Annotated in this window: 17 protein-coding genes and 4 pseudogenes; 11 read left to right on the top strand and 10 right to left on the bottom strand. The window is 33.7% G+C overall.

Translation table 11 applies throughout. From position 1 onward, the window contains the following. Window positions 1-109: 109 nt before the first annotated feature. From RT41_RS09475 to RT41_RS09455, 5 genes are all read right to left on the bottom strand, one after another. A complete protein-coding gene (locus tag RT41_RS09475) occupies window positions 110-526 on the bottom strand; it encodes a cytidine deaminase (protein ID WP_063282967.1) in 417 nt (138 codons plus the stop codon). A 48-nt stretch (window positions 527-574) separates the two neighbouring features. Continuing rightward, complete coding sequence (locus RT41_RS09470; protein WP_023189878.1) at window positions 575-1,207, bottom strand: ABC transporter ATP-binding protein; 633 nt, start codon at window positions 1,205-1,207, stop codon at window positions 575-577. Between the two features lies 1 nt (window position 1,208). After that, window positions 1,209-3,200: a DUF1430 domain-containing protein gene (locus tag RT41_RS09465; protein ID WP_096819125.1), complete on the bottom strand. Its 1,992-nt coding sequence runs from the start codon at window positions 3,198-3,200 to the stop codon at window positions 1,209-1,211. Between the two features lie 9 nt (window positions 3,201-3,209). After that, window positions 3,210-3,551 carry a hypothetical protein gene (locus RT41_RS09460; RefSeq protein ID WP_096819123.1) on the bottom strand — a complete coding sequence of 114 codons (342 nt, stop codon included), beginning with the start codon at window positions 3,549-3,551 and terminating at the stop codon, window positions 3,210-3,212. A gap of 98 nt (window positions 3,552-3,649) precedes the next feature. Beyond that, window positions 3,650-3,895 carry a hypothetical protein gene (locus tag RT41_RS09455; RefSeq protein ID WP_245811674.1) on the bottom strand — a complete coding sequence of 82 codons (246 nt, stop codon included), beginning with the start codon at window positions 3,893-3,895 and terminating at the stop codon, window positions 3,650-3,652. A gap of 166 nt (window positions 3,896-4,061) precedes the next feature. Here RT41_RS09455 and RT41_RS09450 point away from each other — a divergent pair, with 166 nt between their 5' ends. Further along, on the top strand, window positions 4,062-4,616 hold the full coding sequence (locus RT41_RS09450) for a recombinase family protein (RefSeq protein WP_011834703.1): 555 nt from the start codon (window positions 4,062-4,064) through the stop codon (window positions 4,614-4,616). A gap of 90 nt (window positions 4,617-4,706) precedes the next feature. Here RT41_RS09450 and RT41_RS09445 read toward each other — a convergent pair. Beyond that, window positions 4,707-5,402, bottom strand: a pseudogene (locus RT41_RS09445) (IS3 family transposase); the annotation flags it as partial. Then, window positions 5,351-5,932, bottom strand: coding sequence for a helix-turn-helix domain-containing protein (locus RT41_RS09440; RefSeq protein WP_096819119.1), 582 nt, complete (start codon window positions 5,930-5,932; stop codon window positions 5,351-5,353). The pseudogene RT41_RS09445 and the gene RT41_RS09440, both read right to left, overlap by 52 nt. Before the next feature lie 211 nt (window positions 5,933-6,143). Between RT41_RS09440 and RT41_RS09435 the strand changes: the two genes are divergently transcribed. Genes RT41_RS09435 through RT41_RS09410 form a run of 6 tightly spaced genes read left to right on the top strand, consistent with a single transcriptional unit; the run spans window position 6,144 to window position 11,563 of the window. Beyond that, the gene (locus tag RT41_RS09435; protein WP_011835131.1) at window positions 6,144-6,467 is read left to right on the top strand and encodes an ArsR/SmtB family transcription factor; all 324 of its coding nucleotides are present in this window, start codon (window positions 6,144-6,146) and stop codon (window positions 6,465-6,467) included. A 14-nt stretch (window positions 6,468-6,481) separates the two neighbouring features. Next, on the top strand, window positions 6,482-6,877 hold the full coding sequence (gene arsD, locus RT41_RS09430; protein WP_037619929.1) for an arsenite efflux transporter metallochaperone ArsD: 396 nt from the start codon (window positions 6,482-6,484) through the stop codon (window positions 6,875-6,877). Between the two features lie 12 nt (window positions 6,878-6,889). Further along, complete coding sequence (gene arsA / locus RT41_RS09425) at window positions 6,890-8,605, top strand: arsenical pump-driving ATPase (protein WP_096819117.1); 1,716 nt, start codon at window positions 6,890-6,892, stop codon at window positions 8,603-8,605. A gap of 16 nt (window positions 8,606-8,621) precedes the next feature. Further along, window positions 8,622-10,283: an FAD-dependent oxidoreductase gene (locus RT41_RS09420; protein WP_096819129.1), complete on the top strand. Its 1,662-nt coding sequence runs from the start codon at window positions 8,622-8,624 to the stop codon at window positions 10,281-10,283. Between the two features lie 15 nt (window positions 10,284-10,298). Next, complete coding sequence (arsB, locus tag RT41_RS09415) at window positions 10,299-11,351, top strand: ACR3 family arsenite efflux transporter (protein ID WP_021723429.1); 1,053 nt, start codon at window positions 10,299-10,301, stop codon at window positions 11,349-11,351. 8 nt (window positions 11,352-11,359) lie between these two features. After that, complete coding sequence (locus RT41_RS09410; protein ID WP_096819115.1) at window positions 11,360-11,563, top strand: hypothetical protein; 204 nt, start codon at window positions 11,360-11,362, stop codon at window positions 11,561-11,563. A 132-nt stretch (window positions 11,564-11,695) separates the two neighbouring features. Here the strand turns inward: RT41_RS09410 and RT41_RS09405 are convergent. After that, window positions 11,696-12,843, bottom strand: a protein-coding gene (locus RT41_RS09405) for an IS3 family transposase (protein ID WP_096819113.1) whose coding sequence is annotated in 2 segments (ribosomal slippage) — window positions 11,696-12,591 and window positions 12,591-12,843 — 1,149 coding nt in all. Because the reading frame shifts where the segments join, the coding sequence is not laid out codon by codon here. Window positions 12,844-13,245: 402 nt separating this feature from the next. Here RT41_RS09405 and RT41_RS09400 point away from each other — a divergent pair. The 3 genes and pseudogenes from RT41_RS09400 to RT41_RS09390 all read left to right on the top strand — a co-directional run bounded on the left by RT41_RS09400 (window position 13,246) and on the right by RT41_RS09390 (window position 14,861). Next, window positions 13,246-13,578, top strand: a complete 333-nt coding sequence (locus RT41_RS09400) for a plasmid mobilization protein (RefSeq protein WP_021721724.1) — start codon at window positions 13,246-13,248, stop codon at window positions 13,576-13,578. Window positions 13,579-13,627: 49 nt separating this feature from the next. After that, the gene (locus tag RT41_RS09395; protein ID WP_054639970.1) at window positions 13,628-13,885 is read left to right on the top strand and encodes a relaxase/mobilization nuclease domain-containing protein; all 258 of its coding nucleotides are present in this window, start codon (window positions 13,628-13,630) and stop codon (window positions 13,883-13,885) included. A 131-nt stretch (window positions 13,886-14,016) separates the two neighbouring features. Then, window positions 14,017-14,861 (top strand): annotated as a pseudogene (locus RT41_RS09390) (IS982 family transposase). A 19-nt stretch (window positions 14,862-14,880) separates the two neighbouring features. Here the strand turns inward: RT41_RS09390 and RT41_RS09385 are convergent. Beyond that, window positions 14,881-15,090 (bottom strand): annotated as a pseudogene (locus RT41_RS09385) (LysR family transcriptional regulator); the annotation flags it as partial. Window positions 15,091-15,253: 163 nt separating this feature from the next. On the opposite strand from RT41_RS09385, the gene RT41_RS09380 reads away from it, so the two are divergent. Continuing rightward, the gene (locus RT41_RS09380) at window positions 15,254-16,249 is read left to right on the top strand and encodes a YeiH family protein (RefSeq protein ID WP_096819127.1); all 996 of its coding nucleotides are present in this window, start codon (window positions 15,254-15,256) and stop codon (window positions 16,247-16,249) included. Between the two features lie 217 nt (window positions 16,250-16,466). Here RT41_RS09380 and RT41_RS09375 read toward each other — a convergent pair. Then, window positions 16,467-16,904, bottom strand: a pseudogene (locus tag RT41_RS09375) (Rossmann-fold NAD(P)-binding domain-containing protein); the annotation flags it as partial. Window positions 16,905-17,182: the final 278 nt, after the last annotated feature.

Here is a 17,182-nt window from a genome sequence, read left to right as displayed (position 1 = left end):
ATTTTTAAACTTTGCAACAGAACCGCGTGAGCTATTAAGCCGACATTAGACAAGTTTTGGGATTGTTAAGGGTTCCGAGGCTCAACGTCAATAAAGCAATTATGATTTATTACTCGACAAAATCTATATCGTCATAAGCTTTTGTCCAATGATTAGGTTGTAATTCTGTTAATTTTTTATATTTAACTTCTTGATCTTCGTTAGTTACACCTACTTTTATTTGGTTACCCCAATATAATAATCTTTCTTGGCATGTCCCACATGGCGTGAGTATTTTAAATTCGCTCTTTTCGTCATCTCTAACAACGCAAATTGAGTGAGTTATAATGTCTTGGTATTTATGTGCTTCTAAGATTGAACCTGTTTCAATACATAATGCACTAGAGGCGTTTATGATTTCTGGGGCGACTGAAGTGTATGTTTTACCATTTTTTGAATACATTGCTGCTGCACCTCCCCACCCTTTTGGATACCTTTCTTTTATTAGTGCTTTAGCGTCTTCGAAAAGTTTTTGTTCTATATTCATTTTTTCCCCTTAATTTTTGTTTCTGCGAACTTATTGACAGGTAAATTCTTAAATATTGATGACTAAATCGCTTTGTTCTTTAATGTACGGGTCGTGAGTTACAATTATGACTGTTTTACCTGCTATATCCACTTCGTCTCGTAGTAATCTTATAACTTCATTTCTATTTTTTAAATCTAGAGAACCAGTAGGCTCATCTGCTAGTATTATTTTGCTATCTTTTAATAATGCTCTAGCAATAGCGACACGTTGTTTTTCCCCTCCAGAGAGGCTGTAAATTTTTGTACTTAGTCGATGTTCAATATTTACTTTTTTTAAAAAGTGTTTCATTTTTATTTGTTTTTCTTTTTTAGACATTTTGGAATACACTAAGCTAATATTTAAATTTTTTTCTATACTTTCATCTTCAATTAACGCAAAATTTTGAAATAAATATGAAATGGTATTTCGACGTAGTTTTAATGCAGTCGTACTGTTAAAAGGAGGAGCGAAAGACCCATCAAAGTAATATTTACCATCATCATAATCTTCCACGAGCCCAATTATATTCAAAAGTGTAGATTTACCAGAACCGCTAGAACCATATATCGCCACCATTTTTCCTTTAGGAATTTCTAAGTTAAAGTTGTTAAAAATATGATTATTTTTATAACTTTTATTTAAGTTTTCAATTTTTAACATACTACTCTCCTTTTAAAAAATTTAATATTAATTTTTTTTGTAACTTTTTAGAAAGCAAGATTGTTATTATGATTTCAATCATAAAATATAATAATAAAGCTTCTAAAATAATAATTCTATTTTGTTGTAGTGCTCCATAAATTAAGAAGATTAATCCTTGTATAGAGAGCAGCACAAATAAAGATTTGTACGTTTTCAAGTATGACATTCCGTAAAGATAACTGACAGCGATCTTCTTTTTATAAAATTCGAAATAAAAGAAAGTAGTAGATAAAATCATAGATAAAAAGATCAGTATTATTAAACCATTAGTTACAGTATAACTTAAAGGGTTTCCAATAGATGATAAGTAATCAGACCTATTAATATTATTTACTGTGATTAAAGAGGGGTGAGTTTCCAATTGTCCATGTTTTTTAAGTATTTTTTTGATAGAATTATATGTTTTATCTTTTGTACCAAGGATTTTAAACTTCATTGTTGCATTATGTAAAGCATCAAGATTTTGTCCTACATTTTTTGATGTATATATTTCCAATAAATCAGGAGTTATATTCCCATTACTACCATCTAGAAGTTTAAACTTTTGATTATCTTTCATGAAATAATAATGAATAGTTGGTGAAGAAAAAGATGATGAAGAAGCATAAAATTTCTTTATATCTTTTAAGTGAGGCTTCAACTTATCTGATACCACTACAATACCGGACGTATTATCATTGTTTATGAGTATCGATTTGTTATCCGATGTTTTAATATTGAATTTCAAAAGGTAATTATAGTTTAGTTGTAAAACATTTTTTTCCTCACTATTTTCAACGTTTAATCTTATAGGATTAACATAAAGCCCATCATGTTTCTCAGCGTAATTAAATAAATCAGAAGTTAGTTCTGAATCATTGCTGTAAGAACTATCACTGTTCAGTGTATAACCAACATATTCAGGATAGAGAACAGAATAGTCATTTCCTGTTTTTGTGTTAGTATTGAGGCCACTATTTATAAGATAAATTAAAGAAGCACTTGTAGAAATTGTAACCAAAAAAACGAAAGCTTTAATTGAGTATAAAGTATAGTGGCTGTATTTAAAGAAAGATTTTGAATTAATTTGATTTGAAAGAGAAAACTTAGATACAAGTAAAACAGCAAGGTAAGAAATAATAACTACTATTGACATCATAAATATTATCAGAATTGTATATTCAAAATTTAAAGATTTAAAATTTGCAAGACTCACAATTAAATAAATTAATAATGCGGTACAACAAAACTCCTTCATAAATAATAGCTTAGTTATCTTAGTAGAACTAAGTCCATTAAGACGATAAATAGCAATCTTTTTGTTGTTGGACACAAGCCATACGAATAATAGAATTGCAAAAAATATATTAGATATAACAATGAATAAAGTTAAATTACTATTATTATAACCAATGAAATCTCCATAATGAGTATCATACTGGTTGGGATTGGAGGATAATAAGTCTTTATCTTGTATGTTTAATCCATATTTTTTATTTATTAGGTTTGCAAGTTCTTTAAGCCCTTTAGATTTATTTTTATTATCAATATATATATCACTATTATTTAGTTGAACAGATGTAATTTTTGATAATGGAAAATTCAAAAAAACGTACTCAAATCCATGAGTTACAAAAACTTTATCTTCTTTGGGGAAATGTTTCGTATGAAAAAACATCACGCGGTTTATAGGTTTAATAAAATCAACATTCCCTTTACCGTCATTTTTACTTGCAACATAGGTTACTCTGAAAGTGAAAGATGTATCAGTAGCCTCTGATACATCTTTCACTTGTGATATAAGATTGTTATCGTATTTTACATTTGTAGGAAGCTGTATCTTTGATAACTCACTTGGCTCATAATTCTTTTTTATTTTGGAATCTATGAGACTATTTTTAATCATGTTTGCAGAAGAAAAAGAAATAACAGTAAATAGAATTAATAGTAATAATTTAGTAACTCTATTCATTAGAACTCCTTACCAAGCTTGATACCAACCTGACAAATTACCATTCCAAGCACCGACAACTTTAGCATAGGAAATTTGGTTAGCTGAAGCATTCCCGCTGTCACCTCTTCGACTTCCAACTTTAACCCAGCTTGAGTGCCATTTATTAATTTTTGCATTATCATGTCCAGTTGACTGGCTAATTGAGGGGTTAAAACGATCAGCATAAACATTATTCCAACCACCTAGAACGAAAGTTTGTGCAGCTGAAACTGCTGTACCTGAAATTAATAGTGAAGCAATAGCCAATACTAATATTTTTTGCTTCTTGCTTTTGTTTCTAATTGTTGCTCGTGAAATTGATGAGTTCATATGTAACCTCTTTCTTATTTTATAAAATTATCTTAACATTTAAATCTGACAAAAACAATAACGATATATAAATATAGTTGAAGTTATGAAAAACTAGTTTATTTTTTGAACCAGCCTTTTAACAAGTCGCCGAATCCAGCGCTGTCCTTTTCTGTTTCTTCTTTTTGTTTGCGTAATTCAGGATTTTGATATTCTGTTTGAGCGACCGCATTTGGCATGGGTTCTGGATCGTCTGACTTCCAAAATTGAGCGATGGCTTCTTCTTTTTTACGGTCAAGTTCGTATTGGTTTGGTTTTGGACCACTATCAAATAATAAGACATAAAATGAGCTATATTTTTTCAATATTTGAGTGTTCAGAAAATGGTCATTTTATGGACACTCTTCTTTTCTTATTAAAATTCTCAAAAACATTTACATTTATTGTTCATAAACCCGTAATTTATTCTATGTTCATTTATACATATCTTTCTAAGTTATGATACAATAAATTAAAATGAAGGAGAAAAAAATGAATATAGGATACGCACGAGTTTCAACTGGACTTCAAAATTTAGATTTACAAAAAGATAGTCTCAAAAAATATAACTGTGAAAAAATATTTACTGACCATATGTCAGGAAGTAAAAGAGAAAGACCTGGATTAAAATCCGCCATCGAATTTTCTCGTCCTGGGGATACGATTGTTGTTTGGCGATTGGATCGACTAGGTAGAAATATGGAAGATCTCATTAATATTGTTAATTCTCTTAATAATAAAGGGGTAAGTTTTCATAGTCTACAAGAAAATATTACAATGGATAAATCAAGTTCGACTGGACAATTGATGTTTCATTTGTTTGCGGCTTTTGCGGAATTTGAGCGAAATCTTATTTTGGAGCGTTCTGCCGCTGGTAGAGAAGCTGCACGTGCAAGAGGACGACTTGGAGGAAGACCTGAGAAATTTTCAGAACAAGACGTAAAGCTTCTTAAAACCTTGGTAGAAAGTGGTACGCCGATTAAGTCGATTGCGGATTCTTGGGGAGTTTCAAGAACCACAATTTATAGATATATTAATAAGTTTTAGAATAAACTTAATACAAAAAATCAGATTATCCGCATAAATACAGTATTTAAGGACTATTCATCAATCAAAAAAGCAATTATTTTACCACGAATTTACCATGATTGAATGAGCCTTGATATGACAGCAAAAGAACATAGATTGGATTATTTTTTTTGATTTGAGCTTAAAGACATAGTTTTTCATCTGATATGCCCACCCTTGGTCAGAGTGGAAAGTACGACGATAGAGACAATCAGAAGTCAATTCTAAAGCCTCCTGAAGTGCTGTCGTAATAGCTTGATAGGTTGGTTGTTTAGAGATTTCATAGCTAATCACTTCGTTGTTGAAAAGGTCAAGATAGGGGTTGAGATAAGGCTTCTTTTGAACCCCTTTATCGTAATATTTGAACTCAGTGGTGTCTGTCGTTATCTTCTGATGTGGTATAGAAGTGTTAAAACGTCTGTGGAGCTTGTTCTTAGCCACAGTCCCAACTTTACCTTTGTAAGAGTTATATTTACGAGATTTATGCCAAAAAGTAGTCACACGAAGCCCAAGTTTTTTCATCAAGCGCTGAACTTTCTTGTGATTAACATAAATTCCACGTTGTTTTAATAGCTCAACCATTGGACGATAACCTGCATTAGTGTGTTCTTGACGTATTTCAAGCATGACTTGCTCAATCATTTCGTCTTTATTAGGACGTTCAAAACGATTGACCCAGTAGTAATAAGTTGCTTTAGAAAGTTCAGAAATGGCTAAGAGTTGCTTAAGTGGGAACTTGAATTCTCGTCGGAGTTCACAGACCACTCGGGATTTTCCCTCTTGTGTTGTTCCTGCCGTAATCTCCTCAGCCCTTTTAAATATTCAACTTCCATTCTTAAATTAAGATTGTCGTTTTGAAGCCTAGCAAGTTCTTGCTCTGTTTCATTCACCACATCTTTCGCTTTCTTAATACTTATTTCAAGCAATTCAGACTCTTTTCTAGGTCGCCCCTGAACATTAGAAAAGGCAAATTCCCCTTTTTTGCGATAATTTGACACCCATCGTGTAAGAAGTGGCGGATTATTCATTCCCAATTCATGAGCTAGTTCTCTATATGACTTTTCACTTGTTAGATATAAGTTTACCGCATTAAGTTTGAATTGTGTTGAATAAACTGTATTTTGCCTTTTACGCTGAATTCCAACCGCCCCTAATTCTTTATAAGCTTTGACCCAACGCCTGACAATCGCTTCGTTTGTGACATGGTACTTTTTGGCTAAATAATCACACCCCCCTACACCGTTATCATAATTCTGAACCACTTTTAGTTTTAGTTCAAATGAATATTTTGTCATAATAAAAGACCCTTCATATTTTTGAAAAGTCTATCTTTTGGGGATCACTACATAAGACAACTTCTTTTTTATACGGTGAAAGGCTTTTGTTGACACATAAATTATAACTTACAATAAAAATCGAAACATAAATAGTCGTTTATGTTTGACAATACATAAACATTTGTTTATATTATATATAAACGTACGTTTATGTTTAGGAAAGGATTTTATGAATTACGAAAAAATTGCAATGAGTTTGAAGGCATTAGCTGAGCCAAATCGTTTAAAAATTGTCGACCTGCTGTCATGTGGAACAAAATGTGCTTGCGACCTATTAGAGCATTTTGATTTTTCACAACCTGCATTGTCCCATCACATGAAGGTTTTAGAAAAAGCAGAAATTATCACTGTTGAGAAAAAAGGGACTTGGAATTATTACACTTTAAGTGAAGATTTTGCTAAAGAATTCCAAAGCATGTGTATGACTCTATTCTCACATAACGAAGATACTTGTGTGTGTGGTACTGATAAAAAATGTAATTGTTCTAATTAAGAAAGGGAACTATAATGAAAAAAATTGAAATTTTTGAACCTGCGATGTGTTGCTCTACTGGAGTTTGTGGGCCGTCTGTTGATTCAGAATTACTTCGTATTACAAACCTATTTGATACATTGAAAGAGAACGAAGAGGTAAAAGCTTATCGTTTTAATCTTACAAGTAACCCTCAAGCGTTTGTGGTTAACGAAAAAGTTCTGAATCTCATACAAAATCAAGGAAATGATGTTTTACCAATCACATTAATTGATGGAGAAATTCTCAAAACCGAAAGCTATCCAACTTTTGAAGAACTTGGACTAAGCGATATTAATAATGAAAAAGGAGCTTGTTGCTCAAATTCCCAAGAAGAAGTCAAAGTAGAGGCTAATACCACATGTTGTGGTGGAAATACTGGTTGCTGTTAATAGGGAGAAATGATGAAAGCTTACGATCCAAAAAAATTAGAATTGACTAAATATCTGTTCTTTACAGGAAAAGGTGGGGTTGGCAAAACAACGTCTGCATGTGCAACTGCAGTAAGTCTTGCGGATTCAGGTTATAAAGTAATACTTGTCAGTACTGACCCTGCTTCTAATTTACAAGATGTATTTCAAACAGAATTAACCAATAAACCAAAAGAAATTCCAGAAATTCCTAATTTAAAAGTCGCAAATTTTGACCCAGTATCTGCGGCAAATGATTATAAAGAAAGTATAGTTGGTCCATATCGAGGAATTTTACCAGACTCAGCTGTAGAAAATATGGAAGAACAACTTTCAGGTTCATGTACCGTTGAAATTGCTTCTTTTAATGAATTTGCTGGTTTCTTAACAAATAAGGATGTCAAAGATGAATTTGACTATGTCATTTTTGATACCGCACCAACCGGACATACCCTCAGAATGCTTGCTCTTCCTTCCGCATGGTCTAACTACCTGGATGAAAATGATACTGGTGTTTCGTGCTTAGGTCAACTTTCAGGACTGGGAGATAAAAAGGAAAGTTACGAACGAGCAGTAAAAACATTAGCTAACGGTGAATTAACAACGCTTATGTTAGTAACACGTCCTCAAAAAGCATCAATTGAGGAAGCCAAAAGAGCTTCTGGTGAACTTGCGGAACTCGGAATAAATAATCAAAAATTAATTATTAATGGACTTTTAACTCAAGCAGATGATGAAGTATCAAAGATTATTGCCAAACAACAAGAAGATGATTTAGAGCATTTGCCTAACTTTCTCAGTAAGTATGAACAATTCTTTATTCCACTCAGACCCTATAATGTGACTGGGTTAGATAAACTTCGCACCCTTTTAGATACAGTTCAACCCGAATTGCCTGAGATTGATTCAGAAATGAGAGAATATCCAGAACTCTCAACTGTGATTGATAATTTTGTCAAAACAGGTAAAAAAATTATCTTTACAATGGGTAAAGGTGGAGTTGGAAAAACTACTGTAGCGATTAAAGTTGCTCAAGCTTTGCAAAAGCAAGGTAAAAAAGTTCATCTGGCCACTACAGACCCTGCGGACCATCTTAATTTCTACTTGGGAGATACTTCTGGACTCTCATTAAGTCATATTGATGAAGAAAAGGAACTTCGAGAATATAAAGAAGAAGTTTTAAGCAAAGCAAGAGAAACAATGTCAGGCGATGATTTTGACTATGTTAAAGAAGACTTGGAATCACCATGTACGCAAGAAATTGCAGTCTTTCGTGCTTTCGCTGAAATTGTTCAAAAAGCAGATGATGAGATTGTAGTAATTGATACTGCGCCAACTGGTCATACCCTCTTATTACTTGAATCAACTCAAAGCTATGCGAAAGAAGTTGAACGAACAAGTGGTGAAGTTCCAAAATCAATTCAAAAACTTTTACCAAGATTACAAAACTCTGATGAAACAGAAGTTTTGATGGTGACTTTACCAGAAACCACTCCAGTTTATGAATCAATGCGGTTAGCAGATGATTTAGATAGAGCAAATATTGCACATACTTGGTGGTTAGTAAACCAAAGTATGAGTGCAACTCATACCTCGAATGAAGTTTTGAAAGCACGTGCATCAAATGAAGTAGAATGGATTAATAAAGTTGCCAAACTTTCTAATCAACACTATGCAGTAGCTAAATGGCAAGCTGACTTTGAAAAATAAAGGAAATGATTATCCTATGAAAATTATTATAATTGGTTCTGTAGCTTCAGGAACAAGTGTTGCTGCTAAGGCACGTAGAAATACAGAGAGTGCAGAGATTACTCTTTATGATAAGGACACTGATATTTCTTACGCAGTATGTGGTATTCCATATGCTATTGGTGGGGAAATTGGTGATTTTGATGAGTTAACTCCTCGCGATGCTCGATGGTTTAAAAAACGTTACAATGTTGGTATTCATACTTCTCATGAAGTTTTAGATATTAATCATTCAACAAAATCTCTCAAAGTTAAGAACCTTTTGACTGGTGAAATATTTGATGATTCTTATGATATCCTTGTTTTTGCTACTGGAGCAACTTACCATAGACCTGAAGTTTTTCAAGGTAAATCATTCGATAATGTATTTCAAGTAAGAAATATTAATAGTGGTAAAAACATTAAATCTTTCTTGGATGATAAAAAACCAAAAACAGCAATTGTTGTAGGAGCAGGTTATATTGGTCTTGAAGTTGCCGAACAACTAAAAGAACGAGGACTTGATGTTACTGTGCTTCAACGTGGAAAACACCCAATGGCACACCTAGATTGGGATATGTCTATTCGCATTGAAGATGAAATGGAAAAGCAAAATGTTCATTTTCTATCTGAGGAAATAATCACTGAAACAAAGGGAGAACAAACACTAAAAAGTGTCATAACAAGTAAAGGCAATGTCCTTAGCGCTGATTTGTATATATTGGCTACTGGAGTTCGACCAAATACTCAACTCGCAGAATCAATCGGGGTGAAACTAGGTGAAACTGGAGCGATTGCTACAGATACAACGATGGAAACTAATATTGAAGGTGTCTATGCTGTTGGGGATGTTGCAGAAAGTTTCCATGTGATTACTGGGAAAGCGACATACCGCCCTTTGGCGTCAACTGCAAATAAGATGGGGAGAATTGCAGGAGATGCAATGACTGGTGGACCTCTTCGTTTTCAAGGTGTGCTTGGGACTGGAATCTTACGCTTCTTTGATTTAACCATTGCTCAAACAGGATTAACTGAAAAAGAAGCGATCGAAGAAGGTTATGAAATTGCAGTATTATTTAATATTAAACCAGACAAACCTGATTACATGCACGGTAAAGAAATGGTTATCAAAGCAGTCGCAGATAAGTTATCTCATCGAATTCTTGGAGTTCAAATTATTGGTCCTCAAGGCGTAGATAAAAGAATAGATGTTTTTGCCTCAACAATTACACTAGGGGTTACTGCAGAAGATTTGTTCCATATGGATTTAGCTTATGCTCCACCATTTTCAACAACTAAAGACCCTGTCGCATATACAGGAATGGCACTAACCAATGCCTTAACTACTGCGCCATTAATAACGCCTCATGATTTGATGGAACTTCAAAAAAATAGTGCAGACATAACAATTATTGACACACGTGCAAAAGCAAGTTATGAAAAGAAACATATACCAAATGCAATAAATATTCCGTTGGCAGAACTTCGTGAAAAATCATCTATCCTTGATAAGGATAAATTGACAATCGTTTACTGCAATAAGGGAGTCACTGGTAATGCTTCTCAAAATGTCTTGAGGAATGAAGGATTTAGAGAAGTATACAATTTATCAGGCGGAAATAAAAATTATCAAGAAATTGCAAAACAAGAAAAAAATTAGGGGAAAAACTCAATTATGAATCAAGTCACAAAGAAACTGTCGTTTTTAGACCGTTATCTGACGCTTTGGATATTTGTAGCAATGGGAATTGGAGTCGCTTTGGGATACTTCGTTCCTAGTGTTGCAACCACTATTAATGACTTATCAGTAGGAACAACATCAATTCCAATTGCCATTGGACTAATTCTCATGATGTATCCTCCATTAGCAAAAGTAAAATATGGAGAAATGGGAAAAGTATTTAAGGATTGGAAAGTCTTGTTGCTTTCATTAGTTCAAAACTGGATTATTGGTCCGATACTAATGTTTATTCTTGCAGTCGTATTTTTACAAGGTTATCCAAGCTATATGATTGGGCTTATCATGATTGGGCTTGCACGTTGTATTGCAATGGTTATTGTTTGGACTGATTTAGCACATGGTGATAGTGAGTATACAGCAGGACTTGTAGCCTTCAACTCACTTTTCCAAGTATTCTTTTACTCAATCTTTGCTTATTTCTTTGTAACCTTGCTTCCAAAATGGTTAGGCTTAGGAAATTTTGCAGTGCATATAACAATTGGTGAGATTGCTACCTCAGTATTCATCTATTTGGGAATTCCATTTATTGCAGGGATTATCTCTCATTTTGGTTTGATTAAATTAAAAGGTAAAGAATGGTTTGAAGAAAAATTCATTCCAAAAATTAGTCGTATAACATTGGTCGCTCTCTTGTTTACAATCATTATCATGTTTGCGGTTAAGGGTGAAAAGGTAGTAGAGCTTCCATTTGACGTAGTTAGAATAGCAATTCCATTGCTTCTGTACTTCGTATTGATGTTCTTTGTTTCCTTCTTTCTCTCTAAAAAATTGGGAACAAGTTATCCTGTTACAGCATCTTTATCATTTACAGCAGGAAGCAATAACTTTGAGCTTGCGATAGCAGTTGCGGTAGGTGTATTTGGAATTAATTCAGGAGAAGCCTTTGCGGCAGTTATTGGTCCATTAGTGGAAGTTCCTGTTATGATTGCTTTAGTTAATGTGGCTTTGAAATTTAAAAAAATCTATTTTACAAAAGAATCCGTATAAGGAGTATTATGAAATTTAAATTCACATCTCTTTCTTCGGCTGAAGAGAATTCTATCAATAATTACACGGGTGAAAAAAGTGGAGAATATATTATTAAAGAATTCATTAATATGAAATCAGCTGTTCAATATGTAGCTAATAGTTCTGGTTTTGTAACAACTGATGATGAGAAAAAATCATTTGTTGTTAGAAATATTGAAAAAATAAATTAAAAAAACACCATGTTTTGGTGTTTTTTTAATTTATTAGGGTCAGTATTAAGGTCAGTATTAAGGTCAGTATTAAGGTCAGTTGGAAAGTCAGTTGGAAAGTCAACGAAAAACTAGACACGGAGTTAAGAGAATTTAAGAATTATATTTTTCAAAGTCTTTTGGAGACTTGTAATCAAGACCTGAATGCATCCTTTTTGTATTGTAATAGGTCTCAATGTATTTAAATATTTCTTGAGTAGCCTCAGCTCTTGTCTCAAAATGAGCATCATTAATAAGCTCCCTCTTTAGCGTCTTATAAAAAGACTCCATCATTGCATTGTCATAGGGATTTCCTTTACGACTCATGCTAGATTGAGCACCGACTTGACGAAGAGTAGATTGATAACGAGAGCTTGTATATTGACTCCCTTGATCAGTATGGACAATCAAGCCAGGCTGAGGATGTTCTTTCCCACAAGCTTGTAAGAAGCAATCCCTCACCAGTTTATCTTGCATCCGTGAAGACATTGACCAGCCTACAATCTTACGTGAAAAAACGTCGATATTCACGGCTAAGTATAAGGTGCCTTCTTTGGTAGGGATATAGGTCATGTCTCCCAGCCATACTTTATTAGGAGCTATTGCTTTAAAGAACTGATTAATTAAATTGGGTCTTGAAAGCGAAGCTCCTTTTCTGTTGTAATGTTTATATTTATAACGGCTTCCCTTGGCATAAAGTCCCATCAAGTGCATCAGTTTCCCAACACGTTTCGTGTTAGTCATAATACCAGTATTATGAAGTACCTTGGTAATTCTAACCGCACCATAGCGTCCCTTATGCTCATGAAAGACAGCTTTTATCTTCTCTGAGAGAATTTCTCTCTCCACTTGTTGTTTTGAAGGACGACGATGCATGTATTCATAGAAACCTGAGCGAGAAACCTTAAGAACTTTTACTGCATGCTTAATTTTTATCTTCCCATGATGTTTCAAGAGAAATTCAAAACGTTTTACTTGCTTCGCTTCAAGAAGACCCGGAACTTTTTTAGAAGTTCAAGTTCCTCCTGAAGATAACGATTTTCTTTCTCTAACAATTTAATCTTATGTTGGGCATCAGCTAGGGCTGTCCCATTGCCTGGAAAAGCACTTTCTCCATATTCTTCAACTTCTTGAACCCAGCGATAAAGACTATTGGCATGAACCTCAAGCTCTTGGCTGACTTCTTTAACAGAGTAACCCTCTTCAAGAATGAGTTTTACTGCAGAATTTTTAAATTGTTTATCGAATTTTCTTCTTGCCATAATAAACCTTTCCACGATTTCTCTTAACTTTGTGTCTAGTTTATTATAACCTTTCCAAATTACTCCACAAAAAACTCGACGATGCTGAAGAAGAACAAAATAAATAATCTTCCTTCTGAAAAAAAGAAAGTTATCCATGAACCAACAAAATAAAATTTTTGAAACAAAAATAAGCGGGGCTTGGGGTGCGACCTCAAAATTAACACTAAAATTTAAGCTTGTATGAAGCTTAAATTTTGTGTTTTTTCGTTGGTGTACATACACCTGCTATGCTTGCCACAATGAGGGGCTTCCCCGTAAGGGGACTCAATAAGCGTAGCATTTGTGACCCTCATTGTGCTGCCGCGTAGCGACCAGGCGCAAAAATGCCACCACTAACTAATTTATAAAAGAGGAAACTTTATGCCAAAGAACAGGAAGCGAAAAGTTCATTTAAATTTTTATGTTAACCCTGACGAAGAATTTATGATCCGTGAGAAAGCCGCAAGTTGCCATAAAAATTTAAGCGACTATTTGCGGATGATTTCAATTAAAGGGGCAATTTATGAAGTAAACTTTCATGAACTTGATGAACTTTCAAAACAACTTTCTCAACTTCGATTTGAATTTAATCGAATCGGGAATAACATTAACCAAGTTGCTAAAAAAGTCAATTTGATTGATGAAGTGGATCAAGAAGATGTAGAAATTTTACAAGATGAAATGAGTGATATCCAAAAAACTATCGTGTGTTAAGTCGAAAAGTTTTAAAAGAAGTACAAACTTTAATTAGGGAGTTGGAAGAATGACCGTCACAAAAACAATCCAAATTAAAAGTGAGTCACAACTTGGAAGAGCTTTAGAGTATATTATCAATGCCAAAAAAACAATGAACGAGACCCTAGTGAGTGGTCATGCTTTAAATAATGTTCATAATGCCGAATTTGAAATGTTACGCACACGTCGCTTTGCTCAAAAATTGAAAGGTCATTACTCAAATGGAAAAGATGAAGTTTTTGCACATCATATTATCCAGTCGTTTGACCCCAAAGATAAGTCTTGAAAATAAAATAAAAAAAGAATACTATAAAATTATCTATAATAACCCGAATTGCTAGTTAATTTCATTGGAAAATAAATAAGTCGTGCTATCCTAATCTTAAACCACTAAGCATTAGAAAGCGCACGACTTATATGACTTATAATAGCACATTTCCAAAAGTTTTTGTTTATTTACTGACAACCATTGAGACGCTTTATCAAACGAGTGTTCCCCTTGAGGTTCAAAACCGAAAGAACGTCCATCTCGCAACATCAGATTGCTTAGTTATCGCTTGTTACCTATGGGGCGTACTGCATTTTAGTGAAACGCTTAAAGCTAAGCACCAATTGGCTCAAAGTTTATTTCCTAATTTCCTAGAATATTCTCGCTTTGTCCGCCGTTGTAATGCCCTCTTACCGAGTATCCAAGTCATTCGCCAAGCACTCGTCTTTAAAGAGGTTGAAGGAATGAGTGTATCCATTATTGACAGCTTCCCCCTTCCTTTGTGTCAGCCTATTCGTAATTTCAGAAGCAAAGTTCTTGGAGATTATGCAAATGTCATGCTTTAGTCAGTGAATCAGGCTATGTCATAGACTACACAATTACTCCTGCTTCAATGGCTGATAGTTCAATGACCGAGGAAGTGTTGAGTCAATTTGGGACACCAACAGTCCTTGGAGATATGGGATATCTAGGTCAGTCACTGCATGATAGGCTGGAATTAAAAGGAATTGATCTAATGACACCTGTCAGGAAGAACATGAAGCAAAAGAAAATCCTTTTCCCTAATTTTTCAAAACGTAGAAAAGTGATTGAGCGAGTTTTCTCTTTTTTGACAAATCTAGGAGCTGAGCGTTGTAAAAGTCGTTCGCCTCAAGGTTTTCAATTGAAATTAGAGATGATACTTTTAGCGTATTCTTTACTGTTAAAATCAGCTAAATCACTGGAACCAGAGACCTTAAGATATTCTATCGGGTATCAAGTCATGGCTAAATAATCAACTAGCAATTCGGGTTTTTTAAAGCTTTAGGATAAAGAAGATGGGCACTTTCTGTAGGAATTACTTCTTGGTGTTGCCCTCTTGAAAAGAGTTGAACCTTTAGTTCTTCCTCTAATTTTTTAATTCTAACAGTTGCGGTTGGCTGTGAAATAAAACATTGACTAGCAGCTCTGGTAAAGCTTTTGGTTTCAAACACAGCAATAAAAGTTTCGAGTAAAGCGAACATAAATCTTCCTTTAATTAATAAAAGTAATTTTAAAAATTATAATAATTTATTTTACAAAATAAAGGAGATTGTGTAAACTAATTGATGCTAGACAATTTAAAAAGGAAAAAGTAGAAAAATGTTAAAATTAAAAAATTATATTAAAAATGATAGACAGGCCATCATGAGTATTTTGCCAGGATTTCTGATCTCCTTTGCCATTGCTATAGTAAGTTATTTACTCAATCGTTTTATCTTCCATAGTTTAGGTTCAGCAACTATTGCAATATTATTAGGAATTATTTTGGGTAATGTGTACTTTAAACAAGTCACTTTGTTTGCAGGAACGGCTTGGTCAGAAAAAAAACTTCTAGAGTTTTCAGTGATGTTTTTAGGGGCAACCGTAACCTTTCAAACCATTGGTAAATTAGGGTTCTCCGGAGTAGGATTTATTCTGATACAAATGATTTCAACAATTATTTTTGTTTTATTTATGGGGAAAAAACTGGGCTTTTCTGCTAATGTCTCTGCCCTAATGGCTTCTGGGAATGCAGTTTGTGGTTCATCAGCAATTGCCGCAGTTGAACCAGTTATTGGAGCTGAGACCAGTGAGAAAAGAACATCGATTGCCATGGTCAATCTTATGGGAACTATTTTAATGCTGAGTCTTCCATTTTTAGGAACTTGGATATTTGGTAATAATGATTTATTAAGGGGCGCACTGATTGGCGGAACAGAACAATCTGTTGGACAAGTCGTTGCTTCAGCGACAATGGTAAATCCAAACACAACAACATTAGCAACCCTATTTAAAATTATGAGAATTATCATGCTTGTTTTTGTCGTTTTATATTTTGGTTTTATAAGCAAAAAACAAACAAAGGGTGAACAAGCAACTGCTCAAATCAAAATTAAAAGAAATTCTTTTTTGCCATGGTACGTTGTTGGTTTCTTAGTGCTTTGTACTTTAGATACATTGATTCATTTTGTACCAGAAGTTTCAGCTACCGCAAAATTTCTATCAGGTTGGTGTGAAACGATTGCCTTAGCCGCTATTGGTTTGCGACTAAATTTAGTTGAATTCATAAAAGCAGGAAGAAAATTACTGATTTATGGTTCATCTATCTTAGTTTTTCAAGTAGTACTTGCAATTATTTTGATAAGTCTTTTAATCAAATAATCAGAAATCAAAGAAATAAAAAGTCACTAAATTTCTGTTTTAGTGACTTTTTTTATGGTAATTATTACCATCAGCTAAATTTTTCACTTTAGCAAGAAGCTTATTAATCAATCTGATTCACTAATGTTAAACCAGATTAATCCCCAAAGTGAAGCAATGACTAAAAAGAGTAGAGCGACCATTTTATTTTCCTTTACTGCTGTAAAACCTAACTAGATTATTTAATAGATTCTATGACTTCTTTAAGTTGATTGACAGACTTTTCAAATTGTTTCATTTCATAAGCATCCATATTGAGTTCAATAATTTCTCTGACACCATTTTGATTTACGACAGATGGAACACCAGTAAAGACCCCTTCTTGACCATATTCTCCACGCAAATAGGCAGAAACTGGTAGAATGACTTGTTCATTATTTAAGATGGCTTTGACAATTCTAGCTGTACTCATTCCGATTCCGTAATAAGTGGCTTGTTTTTTATCAATAATTTCATAAGCAGCATTTTTAACCTTATTTGATAAATTAGACAAATCTTCAAGACCAATTTTTTTATTTTTAACAATAAATTCAAGAATAGGTTTTCCACCTACCGTCGTGTGTGACCAAACTGCAACTTCAGAATCGCCATGTTCGCCAATAATATATCCGTGAATCCTTTAAATCGCAATTCTGGAACTTTCTTTTTAACTGAATCATCTATTTTCGCCATAGTCCCCACCACTTTCTTGGTTTTTCTTGTTCTTCTATCCTTTTTTGAACTTTGATTTGTTCCTGCAAATTTTCCAACTTCTCTTTAAGGCCCAGCGTACACATAACCCCCTAAAATCCATATAAGAGATTTGAACTTTATTTTTTGTTATATAATCCATTAACAAACAATATTTCTATTCTTTGTGACGTTAAGTAAAGTTTTTAGAGTCACAAACGTAGA

It is taken from the genome of Lactococcus fujiensis JCM 16395 (assembly GCF_002441655.1).
Classification (GTDB): Bacteria; Bacillota; Bacilli; order Lactobacillales; family Streptococcaceae; genus Lactococcus; species Lactococcus fujiensis.
This window is presented reverse-complemented; position numbering and strand designations above follow the sequence as displayed.

Bases quoted from the DNA above. Each gene is read 5' to 3' on its own strand.
- RT41_RS09395 (WP_054639970.1), top strand. From the start codon at position 13,628: ATGACCGTCACAAAAACAATCCAAATTAAAAGTGAGTCACAACTTGGA.
- RT41_RS09410 (WP_096819115.1), top strand. From the start codon at position 11,360: ATGAAATTTAAATTCACATCTCTTTCTTCGGCTGAAGAGAATTCTATC.
- RT41_RS09400 (WP_021721724.1), top strand. From the start codon at position 13,246: ATGCCAAAGAACAGGAAGCGAAAAGTTCATTTAAATTTTTATGTTAAC.
- RT41_RS09440 (WP_096819119.1), bottom strand. From the start codon at position 5,932: ATGACAAAATATTCATTTGAACTAAAACTAAAAGTGGTTCAGAATTAT.
- RT41_RS09450 (WP_011834703.1), top strand. From the start codon at position 4,062: ATGAATATAGGATACGCACGAGTTTCAACTGGACTTCAAAATTTAGAT.
- RT41_RS09460 (WP_096819123.1), bottom strand. From the start codon at position 3,551: ATGAACTCATCAATTTCACGAGCAACAATTAGAAACAAAAGCAAGAAG.
- RT41_RS09475 (WP_063282967.1), bottom strand. From the start codon at position 526: ATGAATATAGAACAAAAACTTTTCGAAGACGCTAAAGCACTAATAAAA.
- RT41_RS09380 (WP_096819127.1), top strand. From the start codon at position 15,254: ATGAGTATTTTGCCAGGATTTCTGATCTCCTTTGCCATTGCTATAGTA.
- arsA (WP_096819117.1), top strand. From the start codon at position 6,890: ATGAAAGCTTACGATCCAAAAAAATTAGAATTGACTAAATATCTGTTC.
- RT41_RS09420 (WP_096819129.1), top strand. From the start codon at position 8,622: ATGAAAATTATTATAATTGGTTCTGTAGCTTCAGGAACAAGTGTTGCT.
- RT41_RS09435 (WP_011835131.1), top strand. From the start codon at position 6,144: ATGAATTACGAAAAAATTGCAATGAGTTTGAAGGCATTAGCTGAGCCA.
- arsB (WP_021723429.1), top strand. From the start codon at position 10,299: ATGAATCAAGTCACAAAGAAACTGTCGTTTTTAGACCGTTATCTGACG.
- RT41_RS09465 (WP_096819125.1), bottom strand. From the start codon at position 3,200: ATGAATAGAGTTACTAAATTATTACTATTAATTCTATTTACTGTTATT.
- RT41_RS09470 (WP_023189878.1), bottom strand. From the start codon at position 1,207: ATGTTAAAAATTGAAAACTTAAATAAAAGTTATAAAAATAATCATATT.
- arsD (WP_037619929.1), top strand. From the start codon at position 6,482: ATGAAAAAAATTGAAATTTTTGAACCTGCGATGTGTTGCTCTACTGGA.